The following is a 19,894-nucleotide window of genomic DNA, read 5'->3' as shown; positions in this document are numbered from 1 at the left end:
CGCCGTCGAGTATTGGGTGCCGGCCTCCACAAAGCCGCAACAAAACCTCCACAAAGCGCAAATGCACAGAGCCTAGATAGCCGCCATCGAGCTCGTTGTTTAAAATGGATGGTGGATACTCATGCGACGCGGATCATACTTCTGGAAACTTGGCGCGCTGTGCCTGCCGATCTTTCTTCTCTGTGCCTGCAGCGATAACGGAACGGGTGCCGGTGGTGCCGCCGAAACGACGCCGCCCGCACGCGTCAGCGTCATGACCGTTCAGCCGGAACCCGTGACGGTCTACGACGAACTGCCCGGCAGGGTGTCGGCCTACCGCACGGCGGAGATCCGGGCGCAGGTGAGTGGCATCATCCAGAAGAAGCTCTTCACGGAAGGTGCCTTCGTGGAAGCCGGCACACCGCTTTTCCAGATCGATCCCGCACCTTTTTCAGCCGATGTAGACGCTGCAACCGCCGTGCTGGCGCGGGCGGAGGCGGAACTTCTGAACGCACAGGTTAAATACGAGCGCGCCAGATCGCTGTCTTCGCGCGAGATCACCAGTGCGGAATCCTTCAATAACGCCACCGCCGCCCTTGCGCAGGCGAAGGCGAATGTCGCGGAAGCGGGCGCCATTCTCGCCCGGCGAAAGCTGGAGCTTTCCTATGCGACGCTGCGCAGCCCGATCAGCGGGGTCATTGGCCAGTCCTTCATGAGCGAAGGCGGACTTGCCTCATCCTCGGCAACTGCACCATTGGCGGTCATTCAGCAGATCGATCAGGTCTATGTGGATGTTCGCCAGTCAGCGATGAGCCTGGAGGCCCTGCGTGACACGGCTTCCGGGGCGGGCACCGAAAATCCGGACGAGTTGCCGGTGAAGATCATCACCATCGCCGGCAAGCCGTTCGGCCACGATGGAAAGGTCCTGTTCTCCGACATCTCCGTCGACAGCGCCACGGGCAGCCTCGGCATTCGCATCCTCGTTCCAAACCCGGAGGAACAGCTGCTTCCGGGCATGTATATCCGCGCGATGGTTCCGCGCGCCATATACGGCGCTGCGATCCGCGTGCCGCAGGAAGCAATCATCCGCGATCCGGCCGGACGGCCGCAGATCGTTGTTGTCGGCGCAGACAAGACCGGTGCGCGCCGCGCGGTGGAACTGGGGCCGCTGGCCGACGGTCGATACATCGTCACGGGAGGCCTTGCCGCCGGAGAAACCATCGTCGTTCTGGGGCAGGATCGCGTCCAGGGCGGACAGCCGCTCGAAATCTCGCCCTTTTCCCCTGCCGCCCCAGAGACCCGAACCTAAGGAGCGGACAGATCATGCCGCAGTTTTTCATCAACAGGCCTGTTTTCGCCTGGGTCATCGCCATTCTGATCGTGATCGCGGGGGTGATGTCCATCCCGCAACTGCCCGTCTCACGGTTTCCCGTCATCGCTCCGCCCAGCGTTTCGATCTACGCCACCTATACCGGCGCCACGCCGCAGACGATCAATGACAGCGTGACGAGCCTGATCGAACGCGAACTTTCGAGCGCGAAAAACATCCTCTATTTCGATTCATCCGCCGACTCCTCGGGTTCGGCCACCATTACCGTCACCTTCAAGCCGGGCACCAATCCCGAGCTTGCGCAGGTGGATGTTCAAAACCGGCTGAAGGCCGTGGAACCGCGCCTGCCGGAACAGGTCCGCCGCGCCGGACTGACGGTGGAATCGGCATCGTCAGGATTTCTGATGATCGTTTCGCTGAAATCGAGGGACGGCTCGCTCGACGCTCTCGCTCTCGATGATTATCTCGTCCGCAACATTGCGCCGGAACTGAAACGTGTCGGCGGTGTCGGTCGCGTGCAATCCTTCGGGTCCGAAGCGGCGATGCGTATCTGGCTCGATCCCGTCCGCCTTGTGGCCCATTCCATCTCGATGGCCGAGGCGACACAGGCCATACAGTCGCAGAATATTCAGGTCGCCCCCGGCCGTCTGGGTGAAACGCCAACCGTGCCGGGCCAGAAGGTCAGCGTGCCGCTCAGCGTAAGCGGTCAATTGCAGACGCCCGATGAATTCGCGCAGATCATTCTGCGTTCTAACCCAGACGGCTCCAGGCTGACACTGGGAGACGTAGCGACAATCGAAGTCGGATCACAGACATCGAGCTTCTCCATCCTCGATGGCGGCAAACCTGCGACGGCCGCTGCCATTCAGATGACGCCCGGCGCCAATGCGGTGAGCACCTCGACCGGTGTGAGGGAGCGTCTGGCGGAGCTTTCCACGACCATGCCGGAGGAAATGGAGTTCGCCATCTCCTATGATACGGCACCCTTCGTGAAGGTTTCGATAGAGAAGGTAGTCCAGACGCTCGCCGAGGCCATGGTCCTGGTTTTCCTGATCATGCTGCTGTTTCTCCAGAACCTGCGTTACACGCTTATTCCCGCCATCGTTGCGCCGATCGCGCTTCTCGGCACATTCGCGGTCATGCTGGCGATCGGCTATTCGATCAATGCCCTGACCATGTTCGGCATGGTTCTGGCAATCGGCATCATTGTCGATGACGCCATCGTGGTCGTTGAAAATGTCGAGCGCCTGATGGCTCAGGAGGGCCTGTCGCCGCTTGAAGCGACGCGCAAGGCGATGACGGAAATATCCGGCGCGGTCATCGGCATCACGCTGGTCCTGACCGCCGTCTTCCTGCCGATGGGCATGGCCTCCGGTTCGGTTGGAGCGATCTACCGGCAATTTACCGTCTCTATGGCCGTATCGATCCTGTTCTCGGCATTTCTGGCCCTCAGCCTCACGCCCGCTCTGTGCGCGACCCTGCTGAAGCCGGTCGGTCACGATCACCATCAGAAGAAAGGTTTCTTCGGCTGGTTCAACCGCGCCTTTGAGCGCCTGACCGCGCGTTATGCCGGCTGGGTCGCCATCCTTGTGCGCAAGATCGGGCGTACCATGGTGGTTTACCTCGCTATCATCGGCGCGGTTGCCTATGGATATGGCACGCTCTCGACGGCCTTTGTGCCGGATGAGGACCAGGGTTCCTTCATGACATCCTTCACCCTGCCGGCGGAGGCCACGGCCGAGCGCACCCGCGTCGTCGTCGACCTCTTCGAAAATCACGTCAAGACCCGGCCTGACATCGCCAATAATCTGACGGTGATGGGTTTTGGTTTCTCGGGCTCAGGCCCGAACACGGCGATGTCCTTCACCACGCTCAAGGAATGGGGCGAGCGCAAGACAGGCGTGGACGACGAAGTCGGCGCTGCGACGAGCGCGATGGCGGCCGCCGACGAGGGGCAGATATTCAGCCTCAAGCCGCCCGCAATCGATGAGCTCGGCACGACATCGGGCTTTGCGTTGCGGCTGCAGGACCGCGCCAACCACGGGGCGAATGCGCTCGGCGAGGCTGCGGCCCAACTGACCCGGCTTGCGGCGGAGAGCAAGCTCGTGACCGATGTCCGCATCGATGGTCTTCCCAGCGGCCCGAGCGTCACCGTGAACGTGGACCGGCAGAAAGCGAGCGCGCTCGGCGTGTCCTACTCGACCATCGCCGATACGCTCGGCGGGGCCATTGGTTCGACCTATGTCAATGATTTCCCGCGCGATGGACGCCTGCAGCAGGTGATCGTGCAGGCCAGGGCCGCAAGCCGCATGCAGGTGGATGACGTGCTCAACCTCCACGTCCGCAACGATGCCGGCAAGATGGTTCGCCTTTCGGAAATCGTCACGCCGCAATGGTCGACAATGCCGCTGCAGTTCACCCGCTATAACGGCTATCCCTCGACCAGCATTTCCGGCTCCGCCGCATTGGGCGTATCCAGCGGTAAGGCGATGGAAGAAATGGAACGGCTCGCAGCCAAATTGCCCAAGGGCTTTGCGGTTGAGTGGACCGGTCAATCGTTGCAGGAACGCCAGTCCGGTGCGCAGGCGCCCATGCTGATGGCGTTTTCGTTCCTCATCGTTTTCCTTGTTCTTGCAGCACTTTACGAAAGCTGGACGGTGCCGCTTTCCGTCATGCTCGTCGTGCCGCTCGGCATTATCGGCGCTGTCATTGCGGTGCATCTGCGCGGGCTGGAGAACGACGTGTTCTTCAAGGTCGGCCTGATCACGCTCATCGGGCTTTCGGCAAAAAATGCCGTGCTGATCGTGGAATTTGCCCGAAAACGCCAGCAGGAGGGGCAGACGCTTACTGATGCCGTCATTGCGGCATCACGCCTGCGTCTGCGGCCGATCGTGATGACATCGCTCGCCTTCACGCTCGGCATCGTGCCGCTTGTCATCGCCAAGGGCGCGAGTTCGGAGACGCAGAACGCCATCGGCACCGGCCTTTTCGGCGGCATGATTTCGGCGACCGTGCTGGCGGTGCTCTTCGTTCCCGTCTTTTACGTCGTCGTGGCCCGTCTGCGCCGCAACTGATGCTGGAGGCAGGCGTCCGCCTCAGCGGACGCCTGCCTCCAGATTAGTAGTCCATGGCTCTGAGATCATCGAGCAGGTTCGGCCCTTTCGGCTCCCAGCCGAGCTTCTTCCGTGTCAGGGCGCTGGAGGCCCTGAGATCCATCGAAGCGAACAGGGCAAACCAGCCGAAATGGCCGGCGGCCTCATCTTTGCCTATGGAAACGAGTGGCAGCCCCAGCCCCTCGGCAACGATCCCGGCAATATCGCGCACGACAACGCCTTCTTCCGCCACGGCATTATATCGAGCACCCCGTTCACCCCGAACGAGCGCCATCACGTATAGCTTTGCCACATCGTCCACATGACCGGCGGACCAGCGATTGCCACCGTCTTCGACATAAGCGACGACGCCTTTGTCGCGCGACATCTCGATATAGGGCGAGATGAGACCCTGCTTCACCGTGTCATGCACCTGCGGAAGCCTGATGACGCCGAGATTGACGCCCGCCTGCAATAGCTCCTGGCCCGCCAGTTCGGAGGCGATGCGCGGGTTGAAATGATGCGTGTCGAACACATTCTCCCGTGCAGGTTCGCCATTGCCGGGATCACCCATGCCAACCCCTGAGGTGATGAGCATCGGCCGTTCGGAGCCAGCCAATACAGAGCCCAGCGCCGCGATCACCCGGCGATCCTTTTCGCAATTGGCGGCAAAATTCGCAAAATCATGATCGAAAGCCGTATGGATGACGGCATCGGCAGTTTCCGCACCCGCGGCAAGCCCTGCTGCATCTTCCAGCGTGGCGATATGGGCGGAAGCGCCTGCGGCCTGCAGCGCTCTTGCGCCGGCCTCCGAGCGGGTGAGACCGATCACCTCATGGCCACTCGCCAGCAGTTCGCGAAGAATCCGGGAGCCGATGAACCCGGTGGCACCTGTCAGAAAAACACGCATATAAATCTCCCGCGTTGACGGGAGAGGTGATCTCATGAAGAATTGTCCTGTTAAAGTAGTGACCTTATCATGGTATAATTCTCAACAGGCTGCGGCGGGGAAATGCAATGACGGACAATGCACTCAGCACCTTCCTGCGCGATCGTCGCCTGCGGCTTGATCCCGGAACCTTCGGTTTTCCCATCGGCCGCCGCCGCACACCGGGCCTGCGCCGGGAAGAGGTTGCCCAGCGCGCCAACATAAGTCCGACCTGGTATACCTGGCTGGAACAGGGTCGTGGCGGTTCGCCCTCGGCGGATGTGCTGGATCGCATCGCCAAGGGATTGATGCTGACCGATCCCGAGCGCGATCACCTGCATATACTGGCCTTCGGACATCCGCCCGAGCAGCGTTACCGTCAACCCGAGACCATAACGCCCCGGCTACAGGGCGTGCTAGACGCCATGCCCTTCAGCCCCGCCATCATCAGGACGGCGACATGGGATGTTCTGGCATGGAACCGGGCCGCCGCCCTCATCCTGACGGATTACAGCAAACTGGGGAGGGAGAACCGCAACATTCTGCGTCTGATCTTCTCCGATGAACGGGTGCGCACCGCCCAGGAGGACTGGCGCAATGTCGCCCGCTATGTCGTCGGCGCGTTCCGGGCGGATGCTGCGCGCGCCGGCGCGGGGGCCGGCATCCAGCAACTGGTCGATGAGCTCTCTGCCGCCAGCCCCGAATTCAAGGCCATGTGGGATGACAATGAGGTCACAAGCATGCATGAGGGCCTCAAGCGCCTCCACCACCCGGTTCTCGGAACGATCGAACTGGAGTTTTCAAGCTTTGCGGTGGAGGGACGCTCGGATCTCAACATGATGGTCTATAATCCCGCCAATCCCGAAATGACCGAACGGTTTCGCTCGCTGATCTCAAAATCCGCTTGATCCCATCACGCCGTCCTATCCACAATCGGGGCGCTCCAGTTCCAGAACCGAGACGCCCAGCCAGCGAACGATACTCTCTTCAAGTTCCGCCTCGTCGGGGGTGGCGTCACAGGCCCATGCGACAATGCCATCGGGGCGTACCAGCAAGGCACTCAGTCCCATTCGATCTTCGGCATCCACCGCAACGTAGTCTAGCCGATCAGACCAGCGTTCCGCGACATTGCCGAGCATTGGGCGCGCATCGAAATCGAGTAGCACCGCATGGCAGCTCCGCAGGTGCTCATTCAGTCTTGTGCCGTCAAGGAGCGCGAAATCCGGCGCGCTGCGGCCGACAAGGGCTTGGGGAGAGCCAAGATCGTAGCGGATACCGATGCCCCAGACGCGCTCGGCGAAATAGGTTGCGCCATCGCGCGTGGCGGCGAGATCGCGGATGATGCCTTCCAGCGCCCGCGAGCTTCGGCTGGGCCGCATCAGCGCCACCTGCGCACGCGACCAGTCCAGAACCTGCGAGGCTATGGGTTGGCGCTCGCTGGCATAGCTGTCGAGCAGGTCCGGCGATGCGTCGCCGCGGATGACCGCAGCGAGTTTCCAGCCAAGGTTCATCGCGTCACCAAGGCCGAGATTGAGCCCCTGGCCGCCCAGTGGCGAGTGAATGTGGGCGGCATCGCCCGCCAGCAGCACGCGTTTCCGGCGATATTCCACCGCCATGAAGGCGCGGTCGGTCCATGTGGTGGCCAGATCAAGCCTTGTTACCGAAACATCCGTGCCCGAGACCCTGCGCAGCACCGCTTCGACATGTTCACGCGTGATCGGTGCGGAACGATGAAAGGCGCCACCGTCGAAATCGGCCATGGCGATCGTACCTGTTGGCGTGAACATGTACATGCCAGCAGTGGTATAGTGGCGGCCGGGCTTCAGCGCCCCGGCATCGGCCAGTTCGACCTGCGCGGAATAGCCGGTGAATTCGGGTTCAGTGCCGGCAAAAGCGATCCCTGCCACCTTACGCACTATGCTGCGAGCGCCATCGGCGCCGACAAGCCAGCGGCCCCGAAACACCGCGCCGCCCGCCTGAACGGCGATATCCTCCTCGGATTGCTTGAAGCCTTCCACGGCAAACCCACGCCGTATCTCGACGCCCAGAGCTTCGGCCCGCGCCGCCAGAACGGTCTCTATACCCGCCATATCGGTGGCAAGGTTGCTAGCCGAACCGGCAAGGCGATAAGGCCAGCGTTGCGCGTCGATCTGGTCGTGAAAAAACTGGATGCCCGCGAAATGCCCGGCGGGCCGCCGCTGCCCTTTCATCCAGTGCGCCGTCCCAGGTGTGTCACGGCCTGCCTCCCGCTCTTTGATCGCCTCGAGCAGACCGCGTCGATCAAGGCTTTCGATCGTCGGCACCGTCAGGCCGCGCAGGCCGAAGGGAGGCCGTTTCAGGGGTGAATCCGGATATGGCGATGCTTCGAGAACCAGCACCGAGCAACCGGCCTGCCTTAACTCGCAGGCGAGAAACAGGCCGACCGGGCCAGCGCCGACGATCAGGACGTCATGAAAACAAATAGAGGGTATATGCACGGTCGGACTCCTTCAGTCGATGTTCGACCGGAGCGTTTCTCCAACCCGAGACCCACACGGACGAACAGATGGATGCACAATGCATCCTTCGTTCGTCGCGGGGATCTCCGACCAGAGGCCAAAGACCAGAGCTTCCGTTACCAGAAGGACTTGGGCTTACCAAACCAAGTCTGCCTTTTCCGACGGGGCCAAAATAGCGCAATGACTGGCGGTATGCAACGGATGCCGTTTTCGAGGCCAGTGAGGGCCATGCCAACGGTTTGAAGGCATCCAACCGACGCCGCAGTTGCGGTAGGTTCTCTCCACATGCGGATTGAATGCATTATCTGTAAGCGCAATAGAGGACTGTTGGGGAAAGACTGAGTGATTGAACAAGCGCGCTGACGACTTCGGTATCGATCACTTCGCCTGAAATAACGATCTCGATGGTAATCGTCTGATCAAGCGAGTTACTGCGCCGTGCAAGCGATTTGACCGATAGCTGGTGATCTCCGATCTGCGCCATCAGGCACGCCCGGACCTCGGCTTCGTTTTCGGCGGCCGTGCGAACCTCGATCGTATGTTGTTGTGCGGTGATTGGACCATGCGGAACGACCCTTGCAACCAGCCGGACCAATTTGGGAGACGTTATGTTGATCAGCAAGATCAGGAGCGTGGCTTCGGCCGCTTCGAACAGTTCTCCGTAGCCGGCCAAAACGCCGATCGCTCCGGTCGCCCAGACAGTTGCTGACGTGCTGAGCCCACGGATGTTATGGCCGTCGCGCATGATCAAGCCGGCGCCAAGAAAACCTATTCCCGTGACGACCTGGCCACCCATTCTGATGTCTTCGTTGACGTTGAGTATTGCAGGCAGCGCGCAATAGGCTGCGGCGCCAAAGGCGACAAGCGCATGCGTCGTCAGCCCGGTCATGCCTTGTCGCCATTGTCGCTCGAGGCCGATTATCGTTCCGAATACGACGGCCGCAATCAAGCGAACCGAAATGGATAACGTGTCATGGAGCCAAGGGATGAGGTCATTGATCAAGTGCGCCACCCGCCGATTTTTACACGCGCTACAAGTCTAAACTCCAGATTTTCCGAATGCGTCCAGCATAGAAACACTTATGAAACTGATGAAGTCGACCCCAAGATTTCATGAATTATATTGGGTGCTGCAGCATTCTTGCAGTGCCGATCATAGTTGAGGCACAGTGTCTGCAAAAGCATGCAGGAAGTTGGAAGTCCGGCGCACTTGCGGGGAGATGGGGCATGTTGACACTTCTGCTAAGCCTTCGATACGTCATGGCCCTTGCGTCTGTCGGCGTGATTGCAGCCTCGTCGCTTATGTTCTGGGAAGGTTTGTCGGCCATCGGCAAAGCCTTCGTCCAGGTTCGGACGAACCCCGATCAGGTAATTGTCGCAGCGGTGTTGCAGGGCGTCGACAAATTGCTCTTCGCTGTTGTTCTTGTGATTTTCGGCTGTGCAATTACGGTCGGTTTCGTTGTCAGTTCAACCGCAAACTGGAGAGCGCAACTCCCTCCCTGGATGCTGATAGAAGGCGTCGCCGAACTCAAGAATCTCTTCTTTCAGATGATCATTCTCTATCTCGTCGTGCATTTCGTGACGCTGGTCGCGGAATTGGAGGAGATGCCCGATTGGAATGCATTGGTGTTACCGGTTTCCATCCTTCTCCTCGCGGCTGCCATGAAGATCATCGCGACGACACACGGTTCGTCGCGCCATGTTGCGGAGACCAGCGACGTCAACCGTTCTTCTGCGGGAGACGACTAACTCACTACTTCTTGTAGTTGTGTCATATTTTTTTTGCGTTACAGCTAGTATCCGGTAGATGAAATTGTGAGTGGATGCAGTTCTAAGTACCTGCATTCTTTAGTTTTAAACGTGCATCTGCGGCTTACCGCAATAACTCTGTAGCCAAGATCGATAGTCGGCAGTTTCCTGTCAGCTAAAGATGGAGTGTGAGTTGAATGCGCCAATGTAACTTCATCACTATCCCAAGATTGAGATGGCTGTGTGCAGCCCTGTTATTCTCGGCGGTTTCTTTCGATCTCAACGCGCAGCCACTTCAGAGCGTAGAGGTTGTTCCAGTACTATTGATGAATGTCTCTCCGAAATACGAATTCGTTGGCCGGGTAGAGGCGGCGAATTCGGTGGACATCCTCGCGAGGGTGCCGGGATTTATCCAGCAACGAACGTTTCAGGAAGGGCAGATGGTCACTATTGGCCAGCCCTTGTATGTAATCGAGCAGGACGGCTATCAGCTGGCGCTGGACGATGCGCAGGCTACGCGTGACGCCGCGCAATCCAGCCTCGTGAACGCCGAACAAAGCCTCAGCCGGAACCTTTCACTCGCCAGAGGCAGCGTTTCCCAGGCGGTTCTCGAGCAAAGTCAGGCCGCACGCGATTCCGCAGCCGCCAGTCTTCGTTCTGCCGATGTGAAGGTCAGCCAAGCCAGGCTGAACCTCAGCTACACAAAAATTTCCTCGCCGATCCAGGGGAGGATAGGTGTCTCGCACGTTTCCGTTGGCGGCTTTGTGGCCAACGCCACGACTGTGCTTGCTCGCGTGGTCCAGATGGATCCAATTCGGGTGGTTTTTTCGATAAGTGATCGCTCTATCCTCGACCTGCGCGCCGCCGCCGGCGGAGTTTCCAAGGAAGAGCTTGCGAGGCACTTCAAGACCAGCCTGCGTTTGTCCAATGGCCAGATTTACATTCAGACGGGCGAGATCGAGTTCCTCGACAATCAGGTTGATATGCAGACCGGGACGCTGGCCGTACGGGCGTTGTTTGCCAACCCGGATGCTTTGCTCGTGCCCAACCAGTTCGTGACTGTTGTCGTGACTGAGGGAGCGCCCGTGATGAAACCGGTGGTTCCGCAGGAGGTCGTACAGCAGGATCAAGAGGGGAAATATGTGCTCGTCGCCGGTGCAGGCGATCGTGCAGAATTGCGCCGCATCAAGGCTGATAACGAAATATCCGGCAACTGGATCGTGGAGGAAGGTCTCGCCGGTGGCGAGCGGCTTATTACGGGAAACCTCCAGAGTGTTGCCGAGGGTATGCCGCTCAAAGTGATGCCCGGGGATACCGGCGGCGCGGGAACGAAACCATGATAGGCCCCGGAAGCTTCATCCGGCTTCCCCGCTTTGCGATGGTTATCGCGATCGTCATGGTGATTGCCGGCGCCCTTGCGATGACGCAGATCCCGGTCACGCAATTTCCGCCGATCACACCTCCCGAAATACAGGTTTCTGCGAGTTATCCCGGCGCCAACGCCAATGTCATGGCGGAAAGCGTGGGGGCTCTGATCGAGGAGCAGGTGAATGGTGTTGAAGGCATGCTCTACATGTCTTCATCCAGCACCAACAACGGCACCTATTCGCTCACCGTTACATTTGCCGTCGGGACGGATCCCGAAATTGCGCAGATCAACGTGCAAAACAGGGTGGCGACGGCCACGCCGCGTTTGCCGGCAGTGGTTTCGCAGACGGGCGTTACGGTCAGAAGCCGATCGTCAAGCATGTTGATGGGGGTCGCGGTTTATTCGCCGAAGGGCACGAAGGATGCGCTCTTTGTCAGCAATTACGCCTCGATCAACATCAGAGATGCGTTGGCCCGCATTTCGGGTGTTGGCGATGCCGGCGTCTTTGGTCCCGCCTACAGCATGCGCATCTGGATGAACCCCGATCGCATGGAGGCGCTGGGTGTCACCGCGGCTGATCTTGGTGCCGCAATCCAGGCCCAGAACGCCCAGGCGTCCGCTGGCCAGATTGGCTCGCCGCCGATCTCGGACGGACAACAATTACAGCTCACCATACTTGCAAAGGGCAGGCTGAGCGATCCCTCGGAATTCGGCAACATCGTTGTCCGCACCAACAGCGACGGGGCGATCGTGAGATTGCGTGACGTGGCGAGGGTCGAGCTTGGCGCTCAGTCCTATGACACCGTGTCGACTTTCAACGGAAGGCCGAGCGCGACGATTGTTCTTTATCAATCGGCCGATGCAAATGCCTTGTCGGTATCTCAGGCCGCAAGAGCCGAACTGGAGCGCTTGCAGCAGCAGTTCCCTGAAGACATCGCTTATACCGTTGTCTTCGACACAACGAGCTTTCTCAATGCGACGATTCAGGAAATCATCATAACCCTTGCCATAACATTCGTTCTGGTGGTCGCGGTTGTCTATGTCTTCCTGCAGGATTGGCGGGCCACAATCCTCCCGACGCTCACGATTCCGGTTTCGTTGATCGGCGCTTTTACCGTTCTTTATTTCATTGGCTACTCTGCAAACACGATCACATTGTTCGCAATGGTTCTGGCGATCAGCCTTGTCGTGGATGACGCGATCATCGTGGCGGAAAATGCGCAGCGCGTCATGCAGGAAGAAGGGCTGTCGATTACCGACGCGACGCTCAGGACAATGGAACAGGTTACGGGCCCGATCATCGCAACAACGCTTGTGCTTGCGGCATTGTTTGTTCCCGTATCCTTTCTGCCGGGAATAACCGGACAGCTCTATCGGCAGTTTGCAGTCACGATATTGGTGACGATCAGCTTTTCGACGATCAATGCCCTCACTCTCAGCCCGGCGCTGTGTGCCATGCTGCTGAAGCCGCCGCCGGCGAAACGGGCGAAGGTCTTTGAAAGGTTCAATTCTTCATTGGGCTGGATCAGGGATTTCTACATCCGGATGTTCCTTGCGCTGTCGACGCGTTTTGCCGTGTCGATCCTGGTCATCCTTGGGATTTTCGCCGGGACCTATGCACTGGTGCGCGTGCTGCCGACGGGTTTCATCCCTTCGGAGGATCAGGGCTATCTTTTCACAAATGTCCAGCTCCCGAATGCCGCAGCGATCGGGCGGACGGAACAGGCCGTGGCGCAGGTCCAGACAATTCTGCGCAACACGCCCGGCGTTGAAAACGTCATCGGCATTTCAGGCATGAGCCTCATTGGAGGAGGCGGGTCGAACGCCGGGATGGTGATTGCTGCCTTGAAGCCGTGGAGCGAGCGTGGCCCGGACGAAAGCGCCGATGCTATCCTGCGGAAACTCAGAGGCGATTTTACCGTATTTTCCAACGCCTCCGTCGTTGCTTTCAATCCACCCGCGATACCTGGACTGGGCACCACGGGCGGTTTCGATTTCCGGCTGCAGGCGCGCGATGGGCAGCAGCCGGACGAGCTTGGTCAGGTTATGCGCGGCCTCATAGGCAAAGCAAATCAGAGCCCCGATCTTGCTGGGGTGTTCAGCACATTCTCGGCGGATTCGCCGCAATTATTCATGGATATCGACCGAAACCGGGCGGAACTATATGGCGTATCGCCGGCGGCCATTTTCAGCGCCGCGCAGGCGCAGCTTGGTTCTGCCTATATCGATGATTTCAATCTTTCCTCCCGCGTCTTTCAGGTGCGGTTGCAAAACGACGGTCAATTCCGCTCTCGTGTCGAGGACATCCAGCGTCTCAGAGTGCGGTCTTCAAACGGTGCGCTCGTGCCGATACAGGCCGTGGCGTCTGTTTCCACGATATACGGCCCAAGCTCGATCAACCGTTACAATCTTTTTCCCGCTGCCGCGATCAACGGCCAGCCGGGTCCTGGCGTGAGCACGGGAGAAGCGCTTGTCGCGATGGAGAATGTCGCCGCTGAGGCGCTTCCTGCGGGATTTGGTTTCGAATGGACCGGGCTGGCGTTGCAGGAACGGCAGGCTGGCGCGCAAACCGCCGTGCTGCTCATCATGGGCGTTGTCTTCACCTACCTGTTCCTCGTCGCCCAGTATGAGAGCTGGTCGGTGCCGTTAGCCGTCATATTTTCCGTAGTTGCTGCTGCGGCCGGCGCGCTGTGCAGCCTCCTGATTGCGGGTCTGGATCTGAATGTCTACGCACAGATCGGACTGGTTCTCCTGATAGGACTTGCGGCCAAGAATGCAATTCTGATTGTCGAATTTGCCAAGGACCGGCGGGAGGCGGGCCTCGAGATTACCGAGGCTGCACGGTTGGCCACATTCCAGCGTTTCCGGCCCGTCTTCATGACGGCGATGGCGTCCGTTCTCGGCGTGCTTCCACTGGTTTTTGCGACGGGGGCCGGAGCGGCAAGCCGACAGGCGATCGGCGTCTCGATCTTCGGCGGCCTGCTGGTCGGCACTTTGGTCGGCATTCTGATCATTCCACTTCTATACGTCCTTGTTCAGACCACGCGGGAAAGGATCAAGTCGTCCTGGTTTGGCAGGCACGCGCAACTCCGGCAACCGATGGCAGGCGAGGGGGAATGAACCATGTCCGGAAAAGATGACGCAAAGCTGTCGCTGGCAACGTTGACGGGCATGGTCGTCGGCTCAATGGTCGGCGCCGGGATATTTTCGCTGCCGCAGGCATTCGGAAAGGCGACCGGACCGCTTGGTGCGATTATCGCCTGGACCATCGCCGGAATTGGCATGCTCATGGTGGCGTTCGTTTTCCAAGCCCTGGCGCAGCGGCGCCCGGACCTGGATGCGGGCATCTTCATGTATGCGAAGGAAGGCTTTGGAGATTATCTCGGCTTTCTCTCGGCGCTTGGTTACTGGGCAGCGGCTCTTCTCGGAAACGTGACTTATTTCATTCTGGTAAAATCGACGCTTGGTCTGTTTTTTCCAGCCTTTGGTGATGGCAACACGTTGATTGCGGTTGCGACATCGTCCGTATTGCTGTGGGTGTTTCACAGTCTGATCCTGAGAGGTATCCGGCAGGCGGCAGCGCTCAATACCGTTGTGACAATTGCCAAGCTTCTGCCGATCTTCGCGTTTCTCCTGCTGGTCCTGATGGCGTTTGAGTGGGAGACTTTTCGTGAGAATTTCTGGGGCGCCAGCGAGGCCGGATTGGGGCCACTTGCGAGCCAGGTCAGAAATACGATGCTGGTCACCGTTTTCGTATTTGTCGGGATAGAGGGTGCGAGCGTTTATTCGAGATACGCTCGAAAGCGCGCCGATGTTGGAACCGCCACGGTTGCCGGCTTTCTGTTTGTTCTTGCTCTGATGCTGGCCGTCACACTGCTCTCCTATGGGATCATGCCCAAGGAAGAGCTTGCACAGTTGCGCAACCCGTCAATGGCAGGGGTGCTGGCAGCGGCTACGGGACCGTGGGGAGCGGTCTTCGTCAGTATCGGCCTGGTCATATCTGTCGCCGGCGCTTATATCGCCTGGGTGCTTCTGGCGGCGGAAATCCTCTATTCCGCCGCGACAAACAAGACCATGCCAAAGTTTCTGGCCAGGGAAAACAGGTCTGGCGTTCCGGCCAATGCGCTCTGGCTGACGAACATCATAGTCCAGTTGTTTTTGATCGTATCGATGTTTTCGAACTATGCGTTCATGCTCGCCGTCGCGATGACAAGCTCCATGATCCTTGTGCCGTATCTGCTTGTCGCGGCATTCGGCGTGAAAACGAACTTGCAGCGCAATGGCGCGCTGATCAAAGGCGAGCTCAATCGGACTGAAACGATACAGTCGTTCCTCGCGCTGATCTACACCGCCGGACTTATCTATGCGGCCGGAGTGAAGTATCTCCTTCTTACAACCTTGATATATGCTCCAGGTACTTTGCTTTTCTTCATGGCTAGAACTGAGCAAAGTATGAATATATTTAACCGTCTGGAGTGGATTGTCTTTACAATTCTGGGCGCCGGATTTTGTATTGTCATTTTCAGTATTATGAACGGTTATCTGGTTATTTAGTTTTTGCGATTGTCGAAGAGGTGTTTGCTCGCTTTTGCGAGCTTGGTGCTGAATTTATACTTTAATGGGAGAGGTATGTTTATGGCAACGTCGCAACAGAAACTCACGTTATTCTCACTGACGGCAATGGTTGTCGGCTCCATGGTGGGGGCGGGTATTTTCAACCTTCCGGGCCGCTTCGGATCTGCCACGGGACCCTTTGGCGCGATCATCGCCTGGGTTATCGCGGGGACGGGCATGTATATGCTCGCGCGCGTCTTTCAGGCGCTCGCGGAGAAGAAGCCGGACATAGATTCAGGTGTTTTCGCCTACGCCAAGGAAGGTTTTGGAAACTACATGGGTTTCCTTTCCGCCTTCGGTTATTGGCTCGGCAGTTGCCTTGGCAACGTTTTTTACTGGGTTTTGATCGGCTCGACTCTCGGTCGCTTTTTTCCGTCAATCTTCGGAGATGGAAGCAGCGCGACGGCAATCATCGTATCGCTTGTCGGCATATGGGCGTTTCATTTCATGATTTTGCGCGGCGTGGAGCAGGCGGCTTTTGTCAATACGATCGTCACCATTGCCAAGATCGTTCCGATCCTGGTCTTCATTGTGGCGTTGATCATATTCTTTAACTACACACAGTTTTCCGAGAACTTTTTCGGTGGCGCCGACATGCCCGTGAAGTCGCTTGTCTCACAAGTGCGGGATACGATGCTCATTACCGTTTTCGTGTTCCTCGGCATCGAAGGGGCAAGCGTTTACTCCCGCTTCGCCCAGAAGCGATCTGACGTCGGCTCTGCCACGATCCTCGGCTTCGTCGGTGTGACAGGCCTCATGGTCGCCGTAACGTTGCTGCCCTATGCGGTCTTGCCCCAATCGGCCATTGCAGCGGTTCAACAGCCATCCATAGCCAGCGTTCTCGAAGCGGTCGTTGGGCATTGGGGTGCTGTGTTCATATCCATCGGCGTCCTGATTTCTGTTCTCGGCGCATATCTGGCGTGGTCTCTCATTTGCGCGGAAGTGCTTTTTGCCGCAGCCAAGTCGCAGGACATGCCGAAAATGTTTGCAGAGCAGAATGGCAACAGGGTGCCCGCAAATGCGCTTTGGCTGACCAATATCGTTGTCTCGCTTTTCGTCATTTCGACCTACTGGTCGCGAGATGCATTCAACTTCATGCTGGACATGACAAGCGTGACGGCGCTCTTGCCCTATCTTCTCGTTGCTGGTTACGGCGTGCTGGTGGCTCGTCGGGGTGAGGGTTATGAGACCACACCGGAACAACGGGGGCGCGATCAATTCTTCGCCTGGGTTGCGGTCGTCTACACGCTCTTCATGTTTGCCGCCGCCGGTTTGAAATATGTCCTGCTTGTCGCAGTGCTGTTCGTGCCGGGCACCATTCTCTACTTCTGGGCGCGACGCGAACAGAAACTCACATTGTTCACACCGGCCGAACTCATCGTGTTCGCAGTGACGATTATCGGAGGCCTGGTTGGGGCCTACGGATTGCTTACAGGTATCATCACACCCTAAACTGAGAGGCGAAGGTCATGACACAAACGACACCTTTTGGCGTTCATTCCGAAGTTGGGCAACTGCGCAAGGTCATGGTCTGCGCACCCGGGCGAGCGCACCAGCGGCTGACACCAACCAATTGTGACGCGCTTCTCTTTGACGATGTCCTGTGGGTGGAAAACGCCAAGCGTGATCATTTCGACTTCATGACGAAAATGCGGGATCGCGGAATCGAGGTCTTGGAGATGCACAATCTCCTGGCGCAAACCGTGGCCATACCGGAAGCCAGAACCTGGATTCTCGATCAACAGGTCGTGCCCAACCAGATCGGGCTGGGTCTTCTCAATGAGGTCAGGTCCTATCTCGAAGGACTGGGAGATCGGGAACTCGCCGAAACGCTGATCGGCGGATTGTCGACCTTTGAGTTTCCGGACAGTGTCGGGGGAGAGCAGCTCGCTCTGATACGCGATGCTGCGGGGGTCAACGAATATCTCCTGCCACCTCTGCCGAATACCCTCTACACACGGGACACGACATGCTGGATCTATGGCGGCGTTACCCTCAACTCGCTTTATTGGCCGGCGCGTCATGAGGAGACGATCCTCACCACGGCTATCTACAAGTTTCATCCGGACTTTGCGGGCAAGGTCAATGTCTGGTGGGGCGATCCGACCAAGGACTGGGGCCTTGCCACGCTGGAAGGCGGTGACGTGATGCCGATCGGCAAAGGCAATGTCCTGATCGGCATGAGCGAACGAACGTCCCGCCAGGCCATCAGCCAGGTCGCGGCCGCCTTGTTCGAGAAGGGAGCGGCGGAACGTGTGATTGTCGCCGCCATGCCCAAGCTGCGCGCAGCCATGCATCTCGATACGGTCTTCACCTTCGCCGACCGCGACTGCGTCCTGCTCTATCCGGATATCGTCAACGGTATCGAGGCCTTTTCTTTCCGCCCGGACGGCAATGGAGGGGTCGAGCTGCACAAGGACAAGGGCAGCTTTGTTGAGACTGTCAGGGATTCCCTCGGCCTGAAAAAGATGCGCGTCGTGGAGACCGGCGGCAACGACTATATGCGCGAGCGAACCCAATGGGACAGCGGCGCGAACCTCGTATGTGCTTCACCTGGCGTCGTCTATGCCTATGACCGAAACACCTACACCAATACCCTGCTTCGCAAGGAGGGCATCGAGGTCATTACGATCACGGGCGCCGAGCTTGGGCGCGGTCGCGGCGGCGGCCATTGCATGACGTGCCCGATTGTCCGCGATGCCGTTGACTATTGAAGCATTTCACGAAACCGCTGGGAGCGCGCACCTGACACGCGCGCTTCCTGTCTTGCCGTAATGGGATGCCGTCATCCAGGCAGCCCCTGTTGAGGAGACGACGCCTCATGCAAAGTTTCGGACGGAAATATAGCCATCTGGTCCACAGTGCTGGCTGCGGCTGCTTCAATCCTTCGCTGCAGACCGTCTCGCGTCGGCTGGAATCCCTGTCGAGACGGGGATTCCTGGCGGGTCTCGCAGCTGCCGCGCTTTCGACCGGGATGCCGAAGTCCTCCACTGCCCAGGAAGCCCAGTCAAAAACCGTATTCCGCGAGGTGCGTCTTTTCGACGGTAAATCAGGCACGGTGCAAACGGGTGTGCAGGTTCTTGTAGAAAACGGGAAAATCATCGCTGTTGACCCGGCCAACAATCCGGTACCTGCAGACGCGACTGTCATAAATTGCCGCAATGGTGTTCTGCTGCCGGGTTTGATCGATGCTCACTGGCATACGATTTTTGCGGCGGTTCCCCTTAATATCCTCTTGGCTGGAGACCCCGGTATCATTTTTGCGGCCTCGACTGCCGAAGCCGAGCGGACGCTCATGCGCGGCTTCACAACGGTGCGCGATCTTGGAGGACCTGTATTTTCATTCAAGCAGGCCGTGGACGCAGGGATGATACCCGGGCCACGCATATTCCCGTGCGGGGCGATGATAACGACGTCAGGTGGTCACGGCGATTTACGTTTGTCGACGGAAATCCCAAGGGATGGAGGGCGGCTAAGCTCAAGCGAGCTGATGGGGGCATCGGCAATTGTCGACGACATAGGCGAGATGAGATTGCGTGTTCGGGAGCAATTGCTCCAGGGAGCATCGCAGATCAAGATCGTCGGAAGCGGGGGTGTGTCGTCTCCGCGAAGTCCGCTCGACATGACGACATTCAGCGAGGAAGAGCTGAGGGCAGCCGTCGAGGTGGCGCGGGACTGGAACACCTATGTTACGACCCACGCCTATACGCCTCGCGCGGTGCAACGGGCGCTGGCAGCGGGTGTCGCCTGTATCGAGCACGCCCATCTGATCGATGAGGAAACGGCGGGAATGATCGCCGACAAGGGAGCATGGCTCAGCATGCAGCCCTTCCTGACGATGGAGGACGCGGCATCGCAGAGTGGACCGGGTCTGGAGCGTATCCAGCAACTATTCGCCGGCACGCCCAGAATCTATGAGTTTGCCCGGAAATACGGGATCAAGACGGCCTGGGGGTCGGATGTTCTGTTTTCGCCACAACTCGGTCCGCGTCAGAATTTCATGCTCACGCATCTGCGTCACTGGTACACAAGTGCAGAAATCCTGCAGATGGCGACATCAGGCAATGCGGAATTGCTGGCACTTTCCAGTTTCCGCAATCCCTATCCCGGCAAGCTCGGTGTGATCGAAATCGATGCACTGGCAGATCTTATCGTCGTTGACGGGAATCCGCTCGATGACATCAGCCTCATGGAAAATCCTCAGAAATACCTTTCCGTCATCATGAAGGATGGCCGCATCCATAAAAACATTCTTTGAAATCAATCCATCCGGGTTCTATGGCGGCCGCCGAAGGCCAGCTTTAGCGCTTTGGGCCACGAGACAAGCGAGCATAC

General features: G+C 58.6%; 13 protein-coding genes. 10 read left to right on the top strand and 3 right to left on the bottom strand.

From position 1 onward, the window contains the following. Window positions 1-121: 121 nt before the first annotated feature. Together AC5I5B_RS00485 and AC5I5B_RS00480 are read left to right on the top strand one after the other, a co-directional pair. Window positions 122-1,288, top strand: coding sequence for an efflux RND transporter periplasmic adaptor subunit (locus tag AC5I5B_RS00485; protein ID WP_087745456.1), 1,167 nt, complete (start codon window positions 122-124; stop codon window positions 1,286-1,288). Between the two features lie 14 nt (window positions 1,289-1,302). After that, complete coding sequence (locus AC5I5B_RS00480) at window positions 1,303-4,383, top strand: multidrug efflux RND transporter permease subunit (protein WP_174055154.1); 3,081 nt, start codon at window positions 1,303-1,305, stop codon at window positions 4,381-4,383. A gap of 43 nt (window positions 4,384-4,426) precedes the next feature. Here AC5I5B_RS00480 and AC5I5B_RS00475 read toward each other — a convergent pair whose 3' ends face one another. Beyond that, window positions 4,427-5,311: an SDR family oxidoreductase gene (locus AC5I5B_RS00475; protein ID WP_111794088.1), complete on the bottom strand. Its 885-nt coding sequence runs from the start codon at window positions 5,309-5,311 to the stop codon at window positions 4,427-4,429. A 107-nt stretch (window positions 5,312-5,418) separates the two neighbouring features. Here AC5I5B_RS00475 and AC5I5B_RS00470 point away from each other — a divergent pair, with 107 nt between their 5' ends. Continuing rightward, on the top strand, window positions 5,419-6,237 hold the full coding sequence (locus tag AC5I5B_RS00470) for a helix-turn-helix transcriptional regulator (protein WP_112488830.1): 819 nt from the start codon (window positions 5,419-5,421) through the stop codon (window positions 6,235-6,237). Between the two features lie 15 nt (window positions 6,238-6,252). On the opposite strand, the gene AC5I5B_RS00465 is transcribed toward AC5I5B_RS00470, so the two are convergent. Both AC5I5B_RS00465 and AC5I5B_RS00460 read right to left on the bottom strand, forming a co-directional pair. Then, entirely contained in the window at window positions 6,253-7,806 is a 1,554-nt protein-coding gene (locus tag AC5I5B_RS00465) for an FAD-dependent monooxygenase (RefSeq protein WP_112958775.1), read from the bottom strand. Between the two features lie 322 nt (window positions 7,807-8,128). Beyond that, entirely contained in the window at window positions 8,129-8,830 is a 702-nt protein-coding gene (locus tag AC5I5B_RS00460; protein WP_236760043.1) for an MgtC/SapB family protein, read from the bottom strand. A 224-nt stretch (window positions 8,831-9,054) separates the two neighbouring features. On the opposite strand from AC5I5B_RS00460, the gene AC5I5B_RS00455 reads away from it, so the two are divergent. From AC5I5B_RS00455 to AC5I5B_RS00425, 7 genes are all read left to right on the top strand, one after another. Further along, on the top strand, window positions 9,055-9,576 hold the full coding sequence (locus AC5I5B_RS00455) for a YqhA family protein (RefSeq protein WP_003508248.1): 522 nt from the start codon (window positions 9,055-9,057) through the stop codon (window positions 9,574-9,576). A 197-nt stretch (window positions 9,577-9,773) separates the two neighbouring features. Next, window positions 9,774-10,916 (top strand): efflux RND transporter periplasmic adaptor subunit, encoded by a 1,143-nt coding sequence (locus tag AC5I5B_RS00450; protein WP_060723470.1) that lies wholly within the window; start codon window positions 9,774-9,776, stop codon window positions 10,914-10,916. Further along, the gene (locus AC5I5B_RS00445; RefSeq protein ID WP_112958776.1) at window positions 10,913-14,065 is read left to right on the top strand and encodes an efflux RND transporter permease subunit; all 3,153 of its coding nucleotides are present in this window, start codon (window positions 10,913-10,915) and stop codon (window positions 14,063-14,065) included. Before AC5I5B_RS00450 ends, AC5I5B_RS00445 begins: the two co-directional genes overlap by 4 nt. Window positions 14,066-14,068: 3 nt before the next feature. After that, the gene (locus tag AC5I5B_RS00440) at window positions 14,069-15,499 is read left to right on the top strand and encodes a basic amino acid/polyamine antiporter (RefSeq protein WP_495752192.1); all 1,431 of its coding nucleotides are present in this window, start codon (window positions 14,069-14,071) and stop codon (window positions 15,497-15,499) included. An 81-nt stretch (window positions 15,500-15,580) separates the two neighbouring features. Beyond that, window positions 15,581-17,011, top strand: coding sequence for a basic amino acid/polyamine antiporter (locus tag AC5I5B_RS00435; RefSeq protein ID WP_099086982.1), 1,431 nt, complete (start codon window positions 15,581-15,583; stop codon window positions 17,009-17,011). A gap of 17 nt (window positions 17,012-17,028) precedes the next feature. Continuing rightward, the gene (locus AC5I5B_RS00430; RefSeq protein WP_112958778.1) at window positions 17,029-18,273 is read left to right on the top strand and encodes an arginine deiminase; all 1,245 of its coding nucleotides are present in this window, start codon (window positions 17,029-17,031) and stop codon (window positions 18,271-18,273) included. 107 nt (window positions 18,274-18,380) lie between these two features. Then, window positions 18,381-19,817 carry a metal-dependent hydrolase family protein gene (locus AC5I5B_RS00425; protein ID WP_112958779.1) on the top strand — a complete coding sequence of 479 codons (1,437 nt, stop codon included), beginning with the start codon at window positions 18,381-18,383 and terminating at the stop codon, window positions 19,815-19,817. Window positions 19,818-19,894: the final 77 nt, after the last annotated feature.

The sequence above is a fragment of the Agrobacterium sp. genome (assembly GCF_059499945.1).
Note: the sequence above shows the minus strand (reverse complement) of the source record. Positions and strands in the feature narration are given on the sequence as shown.

What these genes read in the sequence shown, in the direction of transcription:
- AC5I5B_RS00485 (WP_087745456.1), top strand. Translation starts at nt 122, where the DNA reads ATGCGACGCGGATCATACTTCTGGAAACTTGGCGCGCTGTGCCTGCCG.
- AC5I5B_RS00480 (WP_174055154.1), top strand. Translation starts at nt 1,303, where the DNA reads ATGCCGCAGTTTTTCATCAACAGGCCTGTTTTCGCCTGGGTCATCGCC.
- AC5I5B_RS00475 (WP_111794088.1), bottom strand. Translation starts at nt 5,311, where the DNA reads ATGCGTGTTTTTCTGACAGGTGCCACCGGGTTCATCGGCTCCCGGATT.
- AC5I5B_RS00470 (WP_112488830.1), top strand. Translation starts at nt 5,419, where the DNA reads ATGACGGACAATGCACTCAGCACCTTCCTGCGCGATCGTCGCCTGCGG.
- AC5I5B_RS00455 (WP_003508248.1), top strand. Translation starts at nt 9,055, where the DNA reads ATGTTGACACTTCTGCTAAGCCTTCGATACGTCATGGCCCTTGCGTCT.
- AC5I5B_RS00450 (WP_060723470.1), top strand. Translation starts at nt 9,774, where the DNA reads ATGCGCCAATGTAACTTCATCACTATCCCAAGATTGAGATGGCTGTGT.
- AC5I5B_RS00445 (WP_112958776.1), top strand. Translation starts at nt 10,913, where the DNA reads ATGATAGGCCCCGGAAGCTTCATCCGGCTTCCCCGCTTTGCGATGGTT.
- AC5I5B_RS00440 (WP_495752192.1), top strand. Translation starts at nt 14,069, where the DNA reads ATGTCCGGAAAAGATGACGCAAAGCTGTCGCTGGCAACGTTGACGGGC.
- AC5I5B_RS00435 (WP_099086982.1), top strand. Translation starts at nt 15,581, where the DNA reads ATGGCAACGTCGCAACAGAAACTCACGTTATTCTCACTGACGGCAATG.
- AC5I5B_RS00430 (WP_112958778.1), top strand. Translation starts at nt 17,029, where the DNA reads ATGACACAAACGACACCTTTTGGCGTTCATTCCGAAGTTGGGCAACTG.
- AC5I5B_RS00425 (WP_112958779.1), top strand. Translation starts at nt 18,381, where the DNA reads ATGCAAAGTTTCGGACGGAAATATAGCCATCTGGTCCACAGTGCTGGC.